Source organism: Meiothermus ruber DSM 1279 (genome assembly GCF_000024425.1).
GTDB classification, from domain to species: Bacteria; Deinococcota; Deinococci; order Deinococcales; family Thermaceae; genus Meiothermus; species Meiothermus ruber.
This window is the reverse complement of the sequence record NC_013946.1, coordinates 1,683,602-1,701,255: the sequence shown is the minus strand read 5'-3', so window position 1 is coordinate 1,701,255 and position 17,654 is coordinate 1,683,602. Positions and strand designations below refer to the sequence as shown.

General features: G+C 63.8%; 15 protein-coding genes. 6 read left to right on the top strand and 9 right to left on the bottom strand.

What is annotated here, in order from left to right; genetic code table 11:
* The 3 genes from MRUB_RS08450 to MRUB_RS08440 all read right to left on the bottom strand — a co-directional run bounded on the left by MRUB_RS08450 (position 1) and on the right by MRUB_RS08440 (position 2,333).
* Positions 1–915 (bottom strand): LptA/OstA family protein, encoded by a 915-nt coding sequence (locus MRUB_RS08450; RefSeq protein WP_013013929.1) that lies wholly within the window; start codon positions 913–915, stop codon positions 1–3.
* Complete coding sequence (locus MRUB_RS08445; RefSeq protein WP_013013928.1) at positions 912–1,481, bottom strand: hypothetical protein; 570 nt, start codon at positions 1,479–1,481, stop codon at positions 912–914. The genes MRUB_RS08450 and MRUB_RS08445 overlap by 4 nt, the downstream gene beginning before the upstream one ends.
* Positions 1,482–1,610: 129 nt before the next feature.
* On the bottom strand, positions 1,611–2,333 hold the full coding sequence (locus MRUB_RS08440; RefSeq protein ID WP_013013927.1) for a GntR family transcriptional regulator: 723 nt from the start codon (positions 2,331–2,333) through the stop codon (positions 1,611–1,613).
* A 136-nt stretch (positions 2,334–2,469) separates the two neighbouring features.
* Between MRUB_RS08440 and MRUB_RS08435 the strand changes: the two genes are divergently transcribed.
* The 5 genes from MRUB_RS08435 (at position 2,470) to MRUB_RS08415 (ending at position 9,538) form a co-directional block, all read left to right on the top strand.
* The gene (locus MRUB_RS08435) at positions 2,470–4,179 is read left to right on the top strand and encodes an ABC transporter substrate-binding protein (RefSeq protein WP_015586891.1); all 1,710 of its coding nucleotides are present in this window, start codon (positions 2,470–2,472) and stop codon (positions 4,177–4,179) included.
* A 37-nt stretch (positions 4,180–4,216) separates the two neighbouring features.
* Complete coding sequence (locus tag MRUB_RS08430) at positions 4,217–5,185, top strand: ABC transporter permease (RefSeq protein WP_013013925.1); 969 nt, start codon at positions 4,217–4,219, stop codon at positions 5,183–5,185.
* Positions 5,186–5,189: 4 nt separating this feature from the next.
* Entirely contained in the window at positions 5,190–6,272 is a 1,083-nt protein-coding gene (locus tag MRUB_RS08425; RefSeq protein WP_013013924.1) for an ABC transporter permease, read from the top strand.
* Between the two features lie 13 nt (positions 6,273–6,285).
* Positions 6,286–8,055 carry an ABC transporter substrate-binding protein gene (locus MRUB_RS08420; RefSeq protein ID WP_013013923.1) on the top strand — a complete coding sequence of 590 codons (1,770 nt, stop codon included), beginning with the start codon at positions 6,286–6,288 and terminating at the stop codon, positions 8,053–8,055.
* Positions 8,056–8,398: 343 nt separating this feature from the next.
* A complete protein-coding gene (locus tag MRUB_RS08415; protein ID WP_277188340.1) occupies positions 8,399–9,538 on the top strand; it encodes an exo-beta-N-acetylmuramidase NamZ family protein in 1,140 nt (379 codons plus the stop codon).
* Here MRUB_RS08415 and MRUB_RS08410 read toward each other — a convergent pair.
* The 4 genes from MRUB_RS08410 to cysK all read right to left on the bottom strand — a co-directional run bounded on the left by MRUB_RS08410 (position 9,527) and on the right by cysK (position 15,588).
* Positions 9,527–12,139 (bottom strand): MalT transcriptional regulator family protein, encoded by a 2,613-nt coding sequence (locus MRUB_RS08410; protein WP_013013921.1) that lies wholly within the window; start codon positions 12,137–12,139, stop codon positions 9,527–9,529. The genes MRUB_RS08415 and MRUB_RS08410 overlap by 12 nt on opposite strands.
* A 79-nt stretch (positions 12,140–12,218) precedes the next feature.
* Complete coding sequence (locus tag MRUB_RS08405; protein ID WP_013013920.1) at positions 12,219–13,286, bottom strand: PIN/TRAM domain-containing protein; 1,068 nt, start codon at positions 13,284–13,286, stop codon at positions 12,219–12,221.
* Positions 13,283–14,599: a DNA repair protein RadA gene (radA, locus tag MRUB_RS08400; RefSeq protein WP_013013919.1), complete on the bottom strand. Its 1,317-nt coding sequence runs from the start codon at positions 14,597–14,599 to the stop codon at positions 13,283–13,285. Before radA ends, MRUB_RS08405 begins: the two co-directional genes overlap by 4 nt.
* A gap of 53 nt (positions 14,600–14,652) precedes the next feature.
* Entirely contained in the window at positions 14,653–15,588 is a 936-nt protein-coding gene (gene cysK, locus MRUB_RS08395) for a cysteine synthase A (RefSeq protein ID WP_015586895.1), read from the bottom strand.
* Positions 15,589–15,717: 129 nt separating this feature from the next.
* Between cysK and MRUB_RS08390 the strand changes: the two genes are divergently transcribed.
* Complete coding sequence (locus MRUB_RS08390; RefSeq protein ID WP_013013917.1) at positions 15,718–16,188, top strand: FKBP-type peptidyl-prolyl cis-trans isomerase; 471 nt, start codon at positions 15,718–15,720, stop codon at positions 16,186–16,188.
* Between the two features lie 127 nt (positions 16,189–16,315).
* On the opposite strand, the gene MRUB_RS08385 is transcribed toward MRUB_RS08390, so the two are convergent.
* Complete coding sequence (locus MRUB_RS08385) at positions 16,316–16,861, bottom strand: hypothetical protein (protein WP_013013916.1); 546 nt, start codon at positions 16,859–16,861, stop codon at positions 16,316–16,318.
* The gene (gene ubiE, locus MRUB_RS08380; protein ID WP_013013915.1) at positions 16,848–17,612 is read right to left on the bottom strand and encodes a bifunctional demethylmenaquinone methyltransferase/2-methoxy-6-polyprenyl-1,4-benzoquinol methylase UbiE; all 765 of its coding nucleotides are present in this window, start codon (positions 17,610–17,612) and stop codon (positions 16,848–16,850) included. Before ubiE ends, MRUB_RS08385 begins: the two co-directional genes overlap by 14 nt.
* Positions 17,613–17,654: the final 42 nt, after the last annotated feature.

Here is a 17,654-nt window from a genome sequence, read left to right as displayed (position 1 = left end):
TTATCGCTCGCTCAGCTTGCGAAACTCGGCGATGGGTAGCCGGGGCGCCTGGGCCAGCACCCGCACCTGCGAACGGTTGACATTGTGCAGCAAGGAGTTGCCCGACAGGGTGGCCCGCTCCTTGGCGTTCACACTTCGGGCCGGCACGTTCTGATTGCCCACCCGGCCGGCTACCACCGTGGCTTCGCCGGTGTTGTCGTTGTAGAGCAGGCTGGCCCCGGTGGTGGTGATATCGCCATCGACCAGGGTGACCCCGCCGGTGGCCAGCAAGCGCTTTTCGTCGGTGAGGCTACGCACCTCTTTGGCGCGGATTACCAGATCGCCCTTGCCCTCGCGCTTGCGCAGCAGCACGACCTCTTTGGCGTCGCTGAAAACCGCCAGCCCCCGGTCTTCTTCATAGTAAACCGCTTCGGAGCGTCCCTCTTGTCGGCCGTTCTTCAGGGTTACGCCCCCTTCGCTGGTGGAAATATTGGTATCCACCTCAAAGGTCATGCGAGGCGCCAGCACCTCAACCGGATCGCCGTTTTGATCCCTGGGCTCCTGGCGCATGCGGGCGTTGCCCTCGAGGGTGCCGCGCCCGTTGCTCTCGCGGTAGACCAGCTTTGGCCCGGTGGCGGTCATGCGGTCGCGCTTGACCACTACGCTGCCCTCGAAAGAGGCCACCCGCTCCCCCTCGGCCTCTTGCATGGTTTTGCCCTGGGGGGCTTCCAGCGTGGCGCGGGTGGCCTGGATTTCCAGGTCTTTGACCCGGCCAATGACCCCGCCCGGTTTGCCGGCCTCATAAACCCAGGGGCCGTTGCGCAGGTTGCCCGAACGCTGTCCGCCTGGGGCCTCGATGGTGATGATGCGCTGCTCTTTGCTCTGGGCCAGTACCGCCAACGCTAGTAGAAAAAGAAGCCAGGCTATACGTTTCATGAGCTACCCCCTTCGATGGGACAGGGCGGCTGTTCCCCACCGGAAATAAACTTCTCAACGGGGTCGCGCCAACTGGGATTCTCGATGCCAAAATCACTCTTGAAGTCCTTGCCCTGTACCTCCAGGCTGGGTGCGGTGATGTAGACGCTGGGGGCGCGAAAACCTTCGCGCTGATCGATGGTAACCGGCATCTCGCCAGGCTTGCCAAGGTTGACCGTGTAGCAGCCCTTGAGAATTTCCACCCGAGCGTAGGGCAGCCGAAGGTTGTCGACGCGGTCGATGACGACCTCGGGTGCGAACAGCCGCATATCGAGCCGGTCTTCCACATACCGCTCCCCGGACTGCAGGCCGGTTACCTTAGCCTCGCGGGTGTTGGGATCCTGATCGACCTGTGCTGCGGAAAACTCCCAGCGGGCTTTAGGGTCTTGCTCTGGATATAGGGTGAGCTGGACGCGCTCGAGGCGAACCCCCCGGTTGGGTGTGGCTGGGCTTGGAATGGGGCGGGTGACCAGGAAAACCGAAAGTAAAATAATGGTCACCAGGGCGACAATGGCAGCTCGAACCACGGCTAGAGGTTAGAAGCTGGGCGGCTTAGAAGCGTGAAACCTAGCCTAAGCCGTCGAGTGGAATTTTGCCATATTTGATTGAGTCAGAGCATCGGGGAATACGTGTGCAGGAGCAGTACATGGCCCCTCTCAGGCCCGGCGTAGCTCGGCCACGAAATCGTAGCGGTCGCCGCGGTAGTGGCTGCGGGTAAACTCCAGCACGCTGCCGTCGGCCAGGTAGCTCAGGCGCTCGATGTAGAGTACCGGTTCGCCTGCTCGAAGACCCAAAAGCTCGGCTTCCTGGCGGCTGGCCGCGACCGAGCGCAGGCGTTGCAGGGCCCGAACCGGCCGTAAGCCTTTGCTCTCCAGATAGGCGTACAGGGATTCTTTGACCTGTTCGGGGTGGGGGAGGAGGTGGGCTGGCAAGGCGGCCCGCTCAACAGCCATGGGCTCACCCTGCGCGCTGCGCACGCGCTCGAGCCGGGCCACTTTCTCGCCTGGCGAGAGCGATAGGGCCAGCACCTCCTCGGGGGAGGCGGTGAACAACCCCCGTTTGAGCCAGCGCGTGCTGGGCTCGAGGCCGCGCGCCCGCATGTCCTCGCTGAAGCTGGTCAGCGCCGAGAGGGGCTGCTCGAGGCGGGGGGCCACATAGGTGCCCGACCCCTGGCGGCGCTGCACCAGGCCCTGGGCCTCGAGGCGCTCGAGGGCTTTGCGCAGCGTGAGCCTCGAGACCCCAAACCGTTCGGCCAGCTCGCGCTCGGGGGGCATGGCCTCGCCGGCTTTCCAGGTGTTGGAGGCCAGGGCCTCACGCAGAAGGGCCTCGAGCTGTAGATAAAGCGGGGTGGCGGAGTGAGGATCCAGCTTGGATTCCATAGATTGCCAGATATTATACCACTTGAATACCAATAACGCCTGACGTATACTTCAACCGAACCAATGCATGTGGGGCCCCGGGGCTGAGGCACCAGATGGAGGAGTGAAGATGAAAAGATGTTTTTGGCCTGTAGCTATGGTTTTGCTGATTTCAGGTCTGGGCTATGCGCAGCCCAAGGTGCTGCCGGCCTATACCAACCTGGGCGTGACGGCTGGCAAAGCTGGAGGGAGCCTCACCCTGTCACTGGCCAGTGCGCCGCAGACTTTCTTTTACTACGGCGCGATTGACTCGGCTATCCAGAACCTCGCCAACCAGATGTTCGACGGCCTGATCGAGTACAACCTGGCCAACTACCAGATCGAACCGGCCCTGGCCACGCGCTGGAGCATCACCGATAGCCGGATTTACACCTTTGACCTGCGCCGGGATGTGCGTTGGCACGATGGCCGCCCCTTCACCGCCGACGATGTGGTTTTTACCTACACCCAGATTGTCGCCAACCCCGAGGCCCGTGGCGGCGACGCGGCCAACTTTGAGGGTGTGAAAATTGAAAAGCTGGGTGATTTCCGGGTGCGCTTTACCCTGCCCAAACCCGCGCCTGCCTTTATCCATTACATGCGCCTGCCCATCATGCCCAAGCACAAGCTGCTACCCTTCAGCCAGGAAGGGGGCAAGCCCCGCGCCGAAATCAACAACGCCTGGCCCACCAACGTCAACCCCGAGGAAGTGGTGGGCACCGGTCCCTTCCGCCTGCGCAGCTACACCGCCGGGCAGCAGGTTACCCTGGTCAAGAACCCCAACTACTGGAAGCGCGATGCTGCTGGCACCCCCCTGCCTTACCTCGATCAGCTGCAGTACCTGATCATCACCGACTCCCAGGCCCGGGTGGCGCAGTTTTTGGCGGGTAACATCGGTCAGATCAACATCACCGGGGCCGAGTTCCCCGACCTCAAACGCCGCGAAACCCAGGGGGCCCCGTTCCGGGTGGTGCAATTCCGCGCGCTTTTTGGCTCGCCGCCGCACATCGGCTTCAACTACAACGCCAAGAACGCCGAGCTGGCGAACCTTTTCAAAAACAGCGACTTCCGCCGTGCGCTACAGTTCGCCGTCAACCGCGAGCGCATCATCGAGGACGTATACAACGGTCTGGCCGAGCGAGCCAGCTATGGGGTGGCCCCGCTTTCCGAGTGGTACTACCCGGAAGTGGCCCGTTTGCAGGGCCGGTTTGACCTGAATGCAGCCAACGCCGCTCTGGATCGGCTGGGACTGCGGCGGGGCCCGGACGGCATCCGGCGCCTGCCCAGTGGAAGGCCGCTCGAGTTCACCCTCACCTACGGCTCCAACTCCGCGGTTTTCACCGCTATTGCCACCATTTTGCAAAGCGACTTCCAGCGGGTAGGGGTCAAGGTTAACCTACAAGGCATCCTGGCCGCCAACCTGCTCTCAACGGGGCGAGGCCAGGACTGGGAGGCCATCCTGCTGGCCCTGGGCGACCAACCCGACCCCGAGCTGCGCACCCCCATCTGGAAGCCGGGCGGGGCCCTGTACTACTGGCACCAGGCCACCCAGCCCACCACCCCCAACGGCCAGCCCCAGTTCAACAACTTCCTGCCCTGGGAACGTGAAATCTACGGCCTGTGGGAGCGGGCGGCCAGCACCACCAACTTCACCCAGCGCAAAGCCCTCTACGACCGCTGGCAGGCCATCGCGGCCCGTGAGGCCCAGGTCATCATGATTGCCAAAGAGTATGCGGTAGGAGCGGTTTCCAACCGCTACGGCAACTACATCTACAGCCTGGGCGTGATCCCCGGCTTCAACCCCGTGCCGCTGATGTTCCAGCGGTAAAGCTTATAGCCAGGGATGGGGCTTGCAGGGAAGGGTTATGGGCATTTACCTTTTGCGGCGCGTCTTGGTGGCGATTCCTACCCTGTGGTTGATCTCGGTGTTGGTGTTTGCGGTCATCCAGCTCCAGCCAGGCGGCTTCCTAGAAAACCTGCTGGAAGATCCCAGGGTAAGCCGGGAGACCATCGAGAACATTCGCCGACAGTACCTCCTGGATCAGCCGGTCTGGGTGCAGTACCTGCACTGGCTGGGCGGGATTGTGCGGGGGGATTTTGGCTACTCCTTCCTCAATAGCCGCCCCGTCTCGGAGCTAATCTGGGAGCGCATGGGCTGGACGGTTTTCCTGGCCGCCCTGACCATCCTGGCCACCTGGGTGATCGCCATTCCCCTGGGCATCTACACGGCGCTCAACCGCTACGGCCCCTCGTCCACGGTGCTCAACTTTGTGGGCTACTTCGGGCTGGCCACCCCGGACTTTCTGGTGGCCCTGCTGCTCATCTTCCTGGTGCTACAAAGCGGTGGGACTGCTGTGGGGGGCCTTTTTAGCCCGCAGTACATTGATGCGCCCTGGAGCTGGGCCAGGTTCCAGGACATGCTGGCCCACCTCTGGATTCCCCTGATTGTGATTGGCCTGGACGGCACCGCGACCATCATGCGGCAGATGCGGGCCAACCTGCTGGACGTGCTCTCGCAGGACTATATCCGCACTGCCCGCGCCAAGGGGCTGGCCGAGCGGGTGGTGCTCTGGAAGCACGCGGTGCGCAACGCCATCAACCCGCTCATCAGTCTGGCCGGATTACAGCTCCCCACCCTGATCTCGAGCACCATCATCGCCTCCATCGTGCTGAGCCTGCCCACCATTGGGCCCTTCCTGTACGACTCCCTCCTGAACAAAGACCAGTACGTGGTGATGGCCCTCTTGATGCTTTCTGCAGTCCTGCTGATGGTGGGCAACCTGCTGGCCGACGTGTTGCTGGCCTGGGTAGACCCCCGCATCCGTTACGAGTAGGCCCATGGACAAGCGCAATAACCCCCTCTACCTGGCCTGGCGGCGCTTTTTGCGCTCCAAGCCGGGGGTCATCAGCGGCGTAGTTCTAATTGCGCTGTACCTGGTGGCCTTCCTGGCCGGCTTCCTGGCCCCCAACAACCTGACCGTGCAGCACCCAGACGCTGTTTACCAGCCCCCCCAGCGGGTCTACTTCTTCCGCGATGGCCGGCCCGTGCGGCCCTACGTGTACCAGCTCAAACGCGAGCGCGACCCGGTTACCTTCATCAGCACCTACAAAGAAGACCGCACCCGGCCCACCCCCATCCGCTTTCTGATCGCCCAGGGCGAGCCCTACCGCTTTTTGGGGTTCAAAACCAACTGGCACCTGTTTGGGGTGGCCGAGCGCGAGGGGTACTTTTTCCCTTTGGGCACCGACCAGTTTGGCCGCTGCCTCTTCTCGCGCATCCTGGTGGGGTCGCAGGTCTCGCTCACGGTGGGGGTGGTCGGGGTGCTGATCTCCTTTGCTATCGGGATTTTGTTGGGGGGCATCTCGGGCTACTTTGGCGGCTGGGTGGATACCCTCATCCAGCGCATCACCGAGGTGCTACTCTCGATTCCCCGGCTGCCCATCTTGATGGCCCTCTCCACGGTGATTCCGGCCAGTTGGCCCAGCACCTACGTGTATCTGGGCATTATTGCGGTGCTCTCGTTTATCGGCTGGGCGGGGCTGGCAAGGGTGGTGCGGGGGCAGGTGCTGGCCCTGCGCGAGGTGGACTACGTGACCGCCGCGGTGGCCCAGGGGGCCTCCAACCTGCGCATCATCCTGCGGCACATCGTGCCCAACCTGAGCAGCTACCTGATCGTGACCGCGACCCTGGCCCTGCCCGGCTACATTATCGGCGAGTCGGCGCTGTCGTTTTTGGGGCTGGGCATTAAGGAACCCATGGCTAGCTGGGGTCTGCTCTTGAAGGATGCACAAAACTTCCAGTCGCTGAGCCTCTACCCCTGGTTGCTGACCCCCGGCCTCCTGATATTTATCTCGGTACTGGCCTACAACTTTTTCGGCGATGCGCTGCGGGACGCCGCGGATGTGCGCTCGAGGGACTAGAAAGGAGCAAGGTATGAACAGAAGAAGGTTTTTACGGCAAGCTGCGTTGGGACTGGGCGCGGGGGTGCTGACCCCGGGCCTCTGGGCCCGTGGGCTGGCCCAGGGTGGGGCTGCCAATGTTCCGGCCAACCTGTTTCAGGAGATTGGTCGGCGCGGGGGCACCCTGACCCTACCGCTGGGATCCACTCCCCAGAGCTGGAACTACTTTGCGGTGATTGACAACTTCGCCTACACCGTGCTCAACAACGTATTTGATCGCCTGATGCAGCTCGACCAGATCAGCTTTGAGCTGGTGGGTGTTTTGGCTGAGTCCTGGAGCATCTCCAAGGACGCCCGCACCACCACCGTCAAGCTGCGCAGCGGTATCAAGTGGTCGGACGGCACCCCCTTCACCGCCGACGACGTGCTTTTCACCTTTACCGAGGTGGCCTCCAACACCAACCTGCGGGCCAACCAGGCCGCCACCCTCACGGTGGCCGGGGTGCCCTTGCGCTTCGAGAAGGTCGACGACCTCACCTTCCGGGTGATCTCGAGCAAGCCCTACGGGGCGGTGCTGCAAGCCCTGACCTTCTCGCCCATCCTGCCGCGGCACAAACTGGCCCAGTTCAAGCCCAAGGAAGACCCCGGCGGCTTCAGCCGGATCTGGGCCACCAACACCGACCCCAAGGAGATTGTGGGCACCGGGCCTTTTATCCTGCAAAGTTACGTGCCCGACCAGAAAGTCACCCTGGTGCGCAACCCCAACTCCTGGCGGCGCGACCCCCAGGGCAACCCACTGCCCTACTTCGACCGCCTCGAGTACCTGATTATCCGTGACCCCAACGTGCAGATCGCCCAGTTCCGGGCCGGCAACCTCGACCAGGTGCCCATCACCGGGGCCCAGTTCCCCGAGCTCAAGCGCCTCGAGGTGGGGGGAGCCAAAATCCGCGTGCTGAGCGGCAGCACCATCTACACCTCGCCCCCCCACTGGGGGTTCAACTTCGACGTCCCCAACCCCGAGCTGCGCGAGTTTTTCCGCAACCTGACCTTCCGCAAGGCCATGCAGTTTGCGGTCAACCGCAAGCGCATTATCGAGGATGTGTACAACGGCCTGGCAGTCTTGCCGGGGCATGGGGTGGCGCCGGGCACCTTCTGGTACTACGACACCCGCAGCTACCTGGGGGAGTTTAGCCTCGAGCGCGCGGCGGGCCTGCTGGACTCGCTGGGGCTGCGGCGCGGCAGCGACGGGCAACGACGGCTGCCCAGCGGAAGGGTTCTCGAGTTTGCCTTTACCTACGCCTCCGACTCGGCCCCCTTTGCGGCCATTGCGGCCATCCTGCAAAACGACCTGCGCCAGATTGGGGTCAAGCTCAACCTGCAAGGCATCCAGCAGGGCACCTTGCTGGCAACCGCCACCGGCGGCAACTTCGAAAGCATCCTGATGGCCTACGGCGACCAGCCCGACCCGCAGTTGCGCAAGGACATCTGGCAGCCGGGCGGCCAGCTCAACTACTGGCACCGCTCAGTCTGGCCCGACCGGGGCAGCAGCGAGCCCAAGTTCGACCAGATGTTCCCCTGGGAGAAAAACATCTGGGAGATCTTCCGCCAGGCCGAGCAGCTCGGCGACCAGAACGAGCGCAAACGCCTCTACGATCGCTGGCAGCTTCTCTTTGCGCAGAACCTGCCCGTGATTATGATTGCCAAACCCACCGCCGTGGCCGCCGGACACGCCCGTCTTGGCAATTTCTTCGCCCGCGACAACCGCATCATCTTCACCAACTTCAGCATGTTTGAGAAAGCCTGATGCGATAAATCTTCTCGAGCGCAAGACGAGGCATCTCGACACAATATGAGCTTGCCGTTAGCTAATCCAGGGCTCGCGCCTACCGGCCTCGAGCGATAGACGAGGCTTGCTCAGCTTATGAATGAAAGCCTCATAACTTCCCCAAGCTCGCGCCCTACCGGCCTCGAGCGATAGACGAGGCACTTCAACGAACTATGAGTTGGCCGTCAGTTAACCCAGGGCTCGCGCCTACCGGCCTCGAGCGATAGACGAGGCTTGCTCAGCTTATGAATGAAAGCCTCATAACTTCCCCAAGCTCGCGCCCTACCGGCCTCGAGCGATAGACGAGGCACTTCAACGAACTATGAGTTGGCCGTCAGTTAACCCAGGGCTCGCGCCTACCGGCCTCGAGCGGCTTCTCGCTGAACCCAGCCTTCTAGGAAAAACAGGGCGCCTTGGACTGTTGAGCCATCCGGCAGGGGTGACCCGTGACCTGGTTCCCGCTGCGGTGGCCCTTTTGCAAAAGGGAATCCGGATCGAGCGCCTCTTTGGGCCCGAGCACGGGGTGGACGGCTCGGGGCAGGCCGGCGAGGCCCCCGAGATGGCCGCCGACCCCCTTACCGGCCTGCCGGCGCACAGCCTCTACGAAAAAACGCCAGATGAGCTGGCGGCCCTCATCGCCCAGGTGGATACCCTGCTGGTGGACTTGCAGGACGTGGGGCTGCGCTACTACACCTTTGTCTCCACCCTGGTGCAGGTGCTGGGGGCGGCCCGGCAGAGGGGGGTGCGGGTGGTGGTGCTCGACCGGCCCAACCCCCTGGGCTTTGCAGTCTCGGGGCCCATCCTGCAACCGGCCTACCGCTCGTTTGTGGGGATGCTCGAGCTACCCCTGCGCCATGGCCTCACCCTGGGGGAGTGCGCCCGCTTTGTAGACCCAGGCGTTGAGGTCATCCCCTGCGACCCCCAGGCTGCCTTTGGCCCCGAGGCCCTGCCCTGGGTTCCGCCCTCGCCCAACCTGCCCAACCTCGAGAGCCTCTGGCTCTATACCGGCGTGGCCCTGGTGGAAGCCTCGGCGGCCTCGGAAGGGCGGGGTACGGCGCTGCCGTTTGGGCTGGTGGGGGCACCGGGGCTGGACGCAGCCCGGCTGGCCCGGCGGCTGAACGAACTGGGGCTGCCAGGGGTGCGCTTCAGGCCTACCTTTTTCACCCCTTACTTCTCCAAACATCAGGGGCAACGTTGCGCGGGGGTGCAGGTGCACCGGGTGGGCCCGCCCACCGACCTGCTGGCCGTGGGCCTGGCGCTCCTGGGGGCGCTGGCCGAGCAGGGGGTGGCGATTAACCCGGACTGGCTTCAGAAGCTGCTCGGCATCCCCTTCACCCCGGATTTGCTCGAGCCCGAACAGGCCCGGGCCCATACCCACCGCTGGGCTGCCGAGGCGCGGGCCTATGCCCAGGCCCAACTGCGAACCTGCTGGCTGTATCCACGCCCCAATTTAGCTTTCTAGCTCGAGCTCCTCCAGGGCTTCCTGGCGAATGCGCCGGGCCAGGGTGGCCAGCTCGGTGTGCTCGAGGCGGGCCAGCAGCTCTTCGTCCAGCGGATCCAGGCGAAGCCCAAAGAGCCAATCCTCCGGGGCATCGCTCTGGCGGCAGGCCCGCAGAACATCCTGCAGCCAGGCCGCGCGGTAGCGCTCGAGCACCGGGTGATCCAGTCCCTCGAAGGGGCCTTCTTTGCCTCGTGCGTCTTCCCACAGATCCACCCGAAGCTCGGGAACCCGGCATAGCGCATAGGGCCTGAGGAAATAACCGGGCGCGCGGGGCGGGCGTCCGGGCTCGAGGGCGCCCAGCAGCTCCGACCACAGCACCCGGAACTCGCCGTCGGAGACCTCGAGGGCCTCCATCAGGGCCTCCTTGCTCCAGTCGCGAACCAGCAGCAAAGCCAGCAGGGTGCGGGTTTTCTCGCGCTTAAAGCGGACTTCCTGGTGGTTCACCCAGACCTGAAAACCACCTCGAGCGCGAATTTCAACGCTCACGCCGGGATGATAGGCCACGTCCAGCCTTCCAGCCTCCCACAAAAGCCGGCGGCTGCGATGCAAAGGGGGGGCAAAGAGGGTGGGCTGGCAGAGAAAGGGGTAGCGCGCCAGCATCCCCTCCGGGTCGGCGGCCCAGGGGTAGCTGACAGCCAGTGCGCGCAAAAAAGGGTCTTGCAGCCCTGGCAGGGCAGGCAAGTTGAAGGGCAGGCCCCGCCGCAGGTGGGCCTGGGCGGCTACCAGGGTCATGAAGGCCTCGACCCAGGCATCCCCGGCCTCGCGGGCCTGGCGCACCATCTCTTCGAAGGCGCGGGCCTCGCCGAGCGCGGCCAGTCCTCCAAGGGGTTCCACCCGTAAGCGAGCCGGCCCACCCTGCGAAAGGGAAAGCGCCCTTCGGTAGGCTTCCCCAGCCTCGGCCCAGCGGTTCTGGGCCAGCAAGGCATGCCCAAGCCGGGCTTCGGCCAGGGCCACCACAAATGGGCTACCCAGCGTTTCTCCCTCGCGGCGGCCCCGGTAGGCGGCCTGCTCGGCCACCACCGCGTCGCCCGCGATGGCTTCCAGCAGGGCCAGCAGCAAGGTTCCCTCGCGGTGGTTTTGTGGGGCCCGTGCGGTGGCATCCCCTTCCAGTCGGCGCAACTCGGCCAGCGCCCGCTCGGGCTGGCCGCTGCGCAGCCAGACCCGCGGGCCCTTCAGGCCAAGCGCTCTGGCTTCCTCGACCCGCCCGGCATTGAGCAAGTTCTCGGCCCAAAGCCGTTCAACCTCGACAGGAAAGCGCACGCGTGCTGCTAGCAGATAGCCCTGGGCCTTGGCCGGCTCCACCGTGTCGAGGTACAGCCTCGATAGGCCCAGCAGGGCCTGGTTCACACCGGCCTGCAGGGCCTGCTGATATGCCGCCTCGGCCTCGGTATAGCGCCCGGCCTGCCGCAAGGCTTCCCCGTGCAGGTAGCGCAGGTCGGGCCGGGTGGTTCGCGTGGCCTCGGGCAGGCGCTCGAGCAGGGCCAGCACGCTGTAGGTGAGACCTCGAGCCAGCCAGGCCTGGCCCTGCCGCTGCAGCAGGTCGGCGGCGTGGCCCAGCCGTCCGGCCTCCAGTAGATAGCCCGCCGCTTGCACCTCTTCGCCGCGTTCCAGTGCCAGATCGGCGGCTTTGGTCAGCAGCCCGCGCACCTCGCCGGGCTCGAGCAGGCTCATCAGGGCGGCCCGCACCAGGGGGTGAAAACGAATACGCCCCCCCACATGCTCCAGCAGCAGGTCGGGGGCATACGGTTGCAGGGTTTCCAGCTTTCCCACCCAAGCTGCTTCCTCGGGCCCGACTTCGCCCAGCACGCTGGCCCGGGCCGCCAGGTGAAGTATCTGCTCGGGCAGGGCAGGCATCAGGTAGACCAGCAGACTGGCCGGATCGGGGTGTGCGTAGAAGGCCTCCTCCGGCTTGGCCCCCCGCTGCATGGCCCGCAGCAAAAGCCGCAGCCCTAAAGGCCAGCCCCGCACCAGGCTGTGGGCCTGCTCAACCTCAAAAGCGTTCAACTCGGGGGCAATGGCCTGGCCGAGCTGCAGGGCCTCGGCGGGGTCGAAGGCCAGCTCGCTTTCGTCCAGCACCTGCCCCAGCACCTCCCAGGGGGCGGCCCGGCGGGTGAGCAGGGCCAGGTGCAGCCCCGGTACCTGGGTGAGGGTGCGCAGAAAGGCGACGGCCTCCCGGCTTGCCACCCGCTGGGCTTCGTCGAGCACCAGGGTATGGGCTGGCTGATTGGCCAGCCGCTCGAGCAGGAGTTCGCTGGCTGCGGCCCAGGCGCCCCGCTCGAGCGCGCCCACCACCCCATCCAGTCCATCCCCCAGCCGGGGCCGGTAGACCTCGACCAGATGCCAGCCCAGCACCACCGGGTCGGAACAGTCCTCGCCCAGGGTCAGCCACAGGGCTGGAAGGCTCGAGAGCAGGGTGGACTTGCCATACCCGGCCCCCGCGGCCAACACCAGCACCGGGCTTTTGGCGAAACCCTGTCGCAGCCGCTCCAAAAGCCGCAGCCGTTCCACCTCGCGAGCGGTACGGGGCGGCAGCAGCCGACTTTTAGGCACACGATAGGGCATTAACCACAGTTTACCGCGTGTTGACCTGGGTTTGCTCCAACGCGGTTGGGATTCTCTTGAAACCCGCCAACCGGGTGCGCTATCGCTCCGACCTGTGCGTGGGGCGCTCGGCTGGCTCGGTCTGGAGCTTTCCAAACAGCAAACGGCCCACCTGGGTCTGAATGGACTGGGTGATGACCACCCCCACCTCCTTGCCCTTAAAGGGGATGGCGTCGTCCACCACGACCATGGTGCCGTCTTCCAGATAGCCCACGCCCTGGCCGGGCTCTTTACCCTCTTTGACGATGGTGATGCTCAGGGTGTCGCCCTGCTGCAAGGGGGCCCGCAGCGCCGAGGCCAGGGCCTGCACCGAAAGGGTTTTGACCCCGTAAATGCGGGAGAGCTGGGCCAGCGCGTGGTCGTTGGTTACCAAAGCCGAGCCCAGCCTTTTGGCCTCGGCCAGTATCTGGTCGTCCACGGGTTCGTCGCTCTCGGAGCTATCGAGCACCTCGAGCCCCACGCTCAGCTTCAGGCGCTCGAGGGTGTCCAGTCCCCGGCGCCCCTTGGCGCGCTTTGGGGCATCGGAGGAATCGGCAAACTGCTGTAACTCGCGCAGCACCTGCCGGGGCACAAAGAGCGGGCCCTCCAGAAACCCCACCTCGGCGATATCCGCAATGCGACCATCGATCAACACCGAAGTATCGAGCACCTTGCCCCCCCGGGGTTTGCTGGGGGCAGGCGCGGGGCGTACCAGGCGGAAATACTCGCGGTTGGCAATGGCAAAGGCCGAGAGCGAGATGACCAGCACCGCTGCGATGATCAAGGAGTGAATCGCGGAAAAGCCGGGAATCTGGTTCAGCAGGTTGGTCAGCAGCACGGCCAGCAGAAGCCCCAGGCCGGAAGCGGCCGTGATGGCCACGGGAATCTCAGGGGGCAGTTCCTTAAGCCAGTTCTGGGTGCGTGTCCAGCGCTGTTCCAGCCAGTCGGTTAGACGGGGCACCAGCAAAAAACCCACCAGCAGGCCCACCACGCTCAGGTATAGCTGGTTCAGGCTGATCAGGCTGCCCAAGGGGCTGCTCCCGATAAGGTTGTGGGCCTCGAGCCACACCCCAGCCCGGTAGCCTAGATAGGCGAATAGCCCGTATAAAATCCACCGCACCATACTCATATAAACATGTTCACCGCTGCTTCCAGGCTCTTGAACTGGGGTGGGTGTACCAGGCGCTCAAAGCCTGCCCGCTGGCCTTCCCGCAGGCGGCGCTCGAGGCCCTCCACGCTGCGCAGCTCCCCAGCCAGCCCCACCTCACCCACCACCGCCACATCCTGGGGGATTGGGCGGCCTACCACAGCAGAATACACCGCCAGCCCCACGGCCAGATCCAGCCCTGGATCGAAGATTCGAAGTCCGCCGGCCAGATTCACGTAAATATCCAGGTTGCCCAGGGGCAGATTGAGCCTTCGCTCCAGCACCGCCAGCACCACGTCCACCCGGCGGCTGTCCAGCCCTTGCGACACCCGGCGCGGAGCAGGAAAGGGCGTGCGCGCCGCCAGGGCCTGTACCTCCAAAGCGAGCGCCCGCTCACCCGAGAGGCTCAGGGCCACCACCGAGCCCGGTGCACCCAGCGGTCGTTCGGCCAGAAAGGCTGCCGAGGGGTTGGGAACCTCTGCCAAACCTTCGTTTACCATGCTGAAGACCCCCAGCTCGCCCACCGGCCCGAAGCGGTTTTTGCTGGAGCGCAGTATCCGGAAGTTTCCAGCGCTTTCCAGGTACAGGGTGGCGTCCACCACGTGCTCGATCACCTTGGGCCCGGCTACCACACCCTCTTTGGTGACGTGCCCGACCAGCACGGTGGTGACCTGATGGCGTTTGGCAAAGCGGGTTAGGGCAGCCGTTGCGTCGCGCACGGCGACCAGTGAGCCTGGTGAGGCTGTGGTTTCGATGGTCTGGATAGAATCCACCACCAGGAAGTCGGGTGGAGCAGCCTCGAGGGTGGCCAGCATTGCCTCCAGTTCAGTCTCCCGCAGCAGCTCGAGGCCCCCTGAAACGCCCAGCCGCCGGGCCCGTAAACGTATTTGCCCGGGCGATTCCTCGCCGGCCAGGTAGACCACCCGCTGGCCCGCCTCCAGCATCTGCTGGGCTACCTGCAACAGCAGGGTGCTCTTGCCCACCCCCGGTTCGCCGCCCAGCAGCAGCACCTCGCCGGGTACGAACCCCCCACCCAGCACCCGATCCAGCTCGCCGATCCGGCTGGAAAACCGCGCCTCACCCTCCTCCGACACATCCTCGAGGCGGGTCAGCGCCGCTGGATTGGGTGAGGGGCGGGGCCGCGCTATCCCGGCCTTACCAGTGCCCACAGATTTGAGCGGGGGCGCTTCTTCTGCAAAGCTGTCCCAGGCTCCACAGTTGGGGCAGCGCCCGAGTGCCTTGACCGATTTATACCCGCACTCGGTACAGCGAAGCTGGATAGACGCCCTAGCCATCTGAGAGCAAGTTTAGCCTACAAATCGCGCAAACTACAGGTGTTGACGCACCTTCAAGACGTGCTGGTTTCAGCCTGGGTATCCGCGAAAAGCTGGGTCGAGAGGTACTTCATACCCGAGTCGCAGGCGATGGTTAGAACCCTTTTACCAGGCCCGAGTTCGCGGGCTACTTGCAAGGCGGCCCAGATCATCCCGCAGGCGCTCATTCCGACAAAAAGCCCTTCTTCGCGGGCCAGGGGCTTGGCTAGGGGGAAAGCGTCTTCTTCCAGCACCTGAATCACCCGATCCAGCATCCTCACGTCGAGGTTGGGCGGGATGAACCCCGGCCCCATACCCTGAAACTGATGCGAGCCCATCTGGCCGCCCGAGAGCACGTTGCTCCGGCGAGGTTCGCAGGCAATTATCTGGACATTGGGCAGGCGCTCACGCAGGTAACGACCAACGCCCATGATGGTACCGCCCGTGCCGGAGCCATATACGAAGGCGTCCAGCCGACCCTCCATCTGCTCAAAAATTTCCGGGCCGGTGGTCTCGTAATGGGCCCTGGGGTTGGCGGGGTTGTCGAACTGGTTGGGCATAAAAGCCCCCTGCTCGGCTACAATCCGCTGGGCCTCCTCGATGGCGGCCAGCATCCGGCGGCTGGGGTCGGTGAGTATCAGCTCGGCCCCATAGGCTTTGAGGATGCGCTTGCGTTCTTCCGACATCTGGGCCGGCATGGTCAGGATGAGCCTGTAGCCCCGACTGGCAGCCACCATGGCCAGGCCAATGCCGGTGTTGCCGCTGGTAGGCTCCACGATGAGCTGGCCCGATCCTGGCTTCAGAATGCCGCGCTCTTCAGCGTCCTTGATCAGATACCAGGCGGTGCGGTCTTTGATGGAGCCGCCGGGGTTGTTGCCCTCGAGCTTCACCCAAACCTCCGCCATCTCTGGCGTTACCAGGCGCTTCAGGCGAACCACCGGGGTCTTCCCAATCACGTCTTCTACGTTCATGTGTATAAGCATAGGCCATGGCCTGGTGGGCGAGATTCGCTTTAGTTTACGATTGTTTAATCCAGATGGCTTATACTCGGTTGTCTCGCGGAAACGAAGGTTGGTTTCTGTGAATGGAGAGGAGTTGTTATGACAGCAAGCAAAGGCAATGTGGTGACCATTCGATATACCCTGCATGTAGAAAACGAGCTGATCGACCAGGGTGAGCTGGATTACCTGCATGGATACCGCAATATTGTGACCGGCCTGGAGGAGGCCCTCGAGGGCAAGGCCGCCGGTGATCGTGTGGTGGTTTCTGTGCCCCCGGAGAAAGGCTACGGTCTATACGATCCCGAAGGAGTGCAGGTGGTCGATCGGGCGGCCTTTCCCAAGGACGCCGAGCTGGTAGAAGGCGCCATGTTCTACGCCGAAGACGCCCAGGGGAACCCCATGCCCTTCACGGTGCTGAATGTGGACGGTCAGGATGTGACCATTGACTTCAACCACGCCCTTGCTGGTGAGACGCTCGACTTCGACGTCACCCTTACGGCCATCCGGCCTGCCACCCCGGAAGAGCTCGAGCACGGCCACGCCCACAGCGCGCACCAGCACAGCCACTGACCCATCTGGGGCTGCCGAAGCAGGGGAGCGCTCCCCTGCTTTTTGTTATTGGGTACTTGCGCGCGCTCGAGGTTGGCTGCCCGGCCCCCTCTTGCCGCTGGGGCCGGTGAAAAAAACGAGTTCGGTTCTAAGCCAACACCTGATAAAGCACCGGCTGGCCTTGAGGAAGCTTGAACATCAGATACTCATCTTTGCTACGAAACAGCAGCAGCAGGTGTGTAGGTAGCTTGAGACGCATGAACAGCGGCAGGGCATAGCGGGCCTCACCCCGCTCGATACGGGTTTGCTCGAGGGTGTAGGCCATATAGAAGTCCAGGTCGCTTTGCATTAAATGGGGCGTGTAGAACATGGTGAGATCGGCCTGGTCTTTATCGGCTCGAGTGAGTGCCTCCCAGACCAGCTCCTGGGCTTCCTGGGGTGATAGGTACTGGCCCTGCACAGGGCCCGAACGACCATAGAACGCAGCGGGAAATTGCTTAAACTCGTAATAGAACCCGCTCGGGCTGTGCCACCAGCGCACAATTTCATTCTCGCCGCTGCTGCCCTGGGCGAGCTCCTGGGCATATTCACGGGCCAGCTCGAGCGGCTCTAAGTCGGGCAAGGCCCCGGTTTCCATGCTTTCCAGCAGCAAACGCTGGGGGTCTATTTCGAAGGCTGGATCAGGCTGGTTCATCAGGGTCAGACTCTCCGGTGCGGGCAACCCGGCTGGCTGGGGTCGGGCCGGGTTTATCGCCAATGTGCAGCGCGGTGATACCGCCGGTAAACAATTGATACCGCGTGGCAAAGCCGGCCAGGCTCATCATATTAGCCAATGTGTCGGGGTTGGGGAAGCGCTCGACCGAGTCGGGCAGGTACCGGTAGGCTGCGGCGCTGCCGGAGACCAGCCCTCCGATGATGGGTAGAATGCGGGTGAAGTAGAAGCGATAGAGCACCCCCAGGCCGCTGCGGGGCGGAGGGGGGAACTCTAGAATGCACAGCCGCCCCCCCGGTGCTATAACCCGGTAAAGCTCGACCAGCGCCTTATGGTAATCGGCAAAGTTGCGAAAGCCAAAGGCGATGACCACCGCATCAAAGTGCTGATCGGGGAAAGGCAGCCGAAGAGCGTCGGCTTCTACAAAAGGAACCTCGAGCCCTGCCTTGAGCGCTTTTTGACGGGCCAGCTCGAGCATGGGGGGCGCAAAGTCGCCGCCGATCACCTCGGCTTCAGGGGCTACTTTTTTGAGTAGCAGGGCAATATCACCGGTGCCGGTGGCTAGGTCGAGGATGCGCGAGGGATTTTTCTCCAAAGCCGCCCGAACAGCAGCCACACGCCAGAGGCGATCCACCCCAAGCGATAGCACCCGATTGAGCAGATCGTAGCGCGGGGCTATTTCCGAAAACATTTGCTGAATGGCTTTGGCTTTGGTTTCGCTCGAGTCTTGCACCCGACAAGTTTATCACCCCGAACCCCATAAAATAGAGTCAGT